This is a genomic window from Olsenella profusa F0195 (genome assembly GCF_000468755.1).
Lineage (GTDB): Bacteria > Actinomycetota > Coriobacteriia > Coriobacteriales > Atopobiaceae > Olsenella_F > Olsenella_F profusa.
Genome location: NZ_AWEZ01000066.1, coordinates 1 through 2293, shown reverse-complemented (window position 1 = coordinate 2293; position 2293 = coordinate 1). Strand labels below are relative to the sequence as shown.

At 61.8% G+C, this 2293-nt stretch carries 4 protein-coding genes; 2 read left to right on the top strand and 2 right to left on the bottom strand.

The window, feature by feature from the left end:
* Positions 1 to 70: 70 nt before the first annotated feature.
* Entirely contained in the window at positions 71 to 250 is a 180-nt protein-coding gene (locus HMPREF1316_RS14165; RefSeq protein ID WP_198009666.1) for a ribbon-helix-helix domain-containing protein, read from the bottom strand.
* A gap of 804 nt (positions 251 to 1054) precedes the next feature.
* Between HMPREF1316_RS14165 and HMPREF1316_RS10725 the strand changes: the two genes are divergently transcribed.
* Together HMPREF1316_RS10725 and HMPREF1316_RS10720 are read left to right on the top strand one after the other, a co-directional pair.
* Positions 1055 to 1330: a hypothetical protein gene (locus tag HMPREF1316_RS10725; protein WP_051333007.1), complete on the top strand. Its 276-nt coding sequence runs from the start codon at positions 1055 to 1057 to the stop codon at positions 1328 to 1330.
* Complete coding sequence (locus HMPREF1316_RS10720; RefSeq protein ID WP_021727046.1) at positions 1327 to 1593, top strand: ribbon-helix-helix domain-containing protein; 267 nt, start codon at positions 1327 to 1329, stop codon at positions 1591 to 1593. The genes HMPREF1316_RS10725 and HMPREF1316_RS10720 overlap by 4 nt, the downstream gene beginning before the upstream one ends.
* 124 nt (positions 1594 to 1717) lie before the next feature.
* On the opposite strand, the gene HMPREF1316_RS13400 is transcribed toward HMPREF1316_RS10720, so the two are convergent.
* Positions 1718 to 2293: replication protein (locus tag HMPREF1316_RS13400; RefSeq protein ID WP_021727043.1), on the bottom strand; the 576-nt coding region annotated here is incomplete at its 5' end.

Here is a 2293-nt window from a genome sequence, read left to right as displayed (position 1 = left end):
TGCCATGACGTATAATCTCCTTGTCTTCCTGCCCCTGCCGCCGCCAAGCTCGCTGGGGCTTTTTTCTTGCCTAGACCCTCATCGCATCACGCTGAGCGTTGCGCCGAGACATCCAGTCGGATATTGCCATCGCAATAATCGCCGACTTCGAGACGCCGGTCTCCTCAGAGGTCTTCTGGAGCTCCAAAATCTGCTCGTCCGTAAGCGACACCTGAAGCCGACGCTTCGGCAATTTCTCGTCAGTTTTCATGCTCTCCACCGCCCTAAATACACCTACATTCTGGTACACCAAAAATGTATCACTATCTGTGTAAAACTGGTACAAAAAGTGGTTCGTCACACGTCACGAATAGGGGGGGATTGGCTGTCGTAGTAAGCCAATCCCCCAAAATTCACCGCTGAAACGCTCCGCTTGCAACCCATCGACGCGATATCCCGCGCACCGCTCAGAGCGTCCCAGAAGCCCTCAGAACGGCAATGAGGGCGGACGGGGCGGTTTCCCCCACCCGAATCCGCAAACTGCCCCAGAAGCCGCCACAGCGCGCGAGGGAGCCGGGAAAGGGCGGCAATGATGGGGGCGCAAGCGCCCCCATACCCCCATCCATCGATTCGCGGTTCGCGCAAGAGGTGCGCCGTGTGGCCACAAACCGGCCAGACGGCACCGGGTGGCACAGGCCGCCACCCGTCCGTGGGGCTCTGCCCCACCCCCTGGCTAGCTCTCGCTACGAGTGGAAGCAAGATTCGTGGTTTGTGTACACAAACCACCGACCGCCATAGCGGTCGTCTTGCCACGCCCTGAGGGGGCGTGGTCGGCGCCCAAGGCGCCACGGCTCCCGGCGCACGGGGAATCGCACGCGAGCTGGGGAAGCGCCTCTACAACCCGAACTCGCTCGACCACGTTGCGCGGCAGGCGAGGAGCGCTGCGGAACGGTTGGAAGGTGCGAGGGGGACTTTTGGTAGGGAGCCTCCTTGCTGGAAGTCGCGATAGGGGTTACCAATGATATTTCGATATGGTATTATCGAATCGTAATATCATTGGGGTCGGGAGGCGCGATTGGACAGGATTGCAGTCCTCGACAGGGTTACCGAGAGGCACCCGGACGTGTCGAAGGAGGACGCCGCGCATGCCTTGCTGCACTGCGTGAGGAGCATGCCGAGGTTGGGCAAGGAGCCGGAGGAGCACGTAGGGATAGGCTACGACGCCTCGGGGAGGCTTATCGAGGTTGTCGCCATAAGAAACGCGGCTGGCGACTGGCTCATCAAGCATGCCCAGACCCCGCCGCAGGAGCGTATCAAGCGTGAGCTTGGGTTCGGGAGGAGGAAGCCATGAGTGACAGGGAGCTTTGCGAGATGTTCGGCACGACGCTTGAAGAGGTCGAGGCTGACGTCGATAGGTACGAGAGGGGCGACTTCTCCGGGTTCGTCTTCGGGGAGCCTGTGGACGGGCGGCCAGGAGCGAAGATGAGGTCAAGCTCGGTGAAGTTCTTCGACTTCGAGCTGGCCGCCATAGACAGGGCCGCCGAGAGGGAGGGAATCTCGCGCTCGGCGTTCATCCGGCGCGCGTGCGACAACGAGCTGGTGTCGCTGGCATAGTCACCAGAACGCCCTGAAACACCTGAGCCGCGCAGAGGTACTCCAGGCGTGGGGATCCGTGACGAAGAGCATCATGCGCGAGGGGAATGGCGTGGTCTAGCAGGGGTGACGCGACGGCGCGTCATCAGGAGCAGACCGCGCCACCTCCAGTTCCCCGACTCCTGGCGCTCGCGAAGTAGCCGCGCCAGAAAATCGTGTGCGTGTACACGTCCTGCCGCCAGTCCGGGCGGTGGTAGCGACAGAAATCGCACAGGTCGGCGTACTCGACCACGCCATTCCCCTCGCACAGGGCCATGATTTCGTCACGCTGGGCAAGCATCTCCGACTCCGTCAGCTTGCGCTCGAAGTCAGGGACGCCGCCCGACAGGCACACCACGTCAGCCGCGTCGTACTGGGCCTTATCCGGGTCGTCCATGTGGCATAGGTAGCGGCAGTACGCCGAGTAGCTGCCGACCGGCTCCACGTGCCTGACGCCAAACGGCTCCAGCAGATTAAGGGCCGCATTCATCGTCGTTGCATTTCCCCAGCTAACGATGCCGTGGTAGTGCGGCTTCTTCAGCTCGCCGTCCTCGGTAACGTCACTGTCGTGAATCGGGCTCACGACGATCGGCATATGCAGCCCGCGCAGATCCTTCTCCCACGTCGGCCAGCTATCCGGGTAAATCAGAAACGCGAATGCCCTTGCCTTGCCTGCTCTACC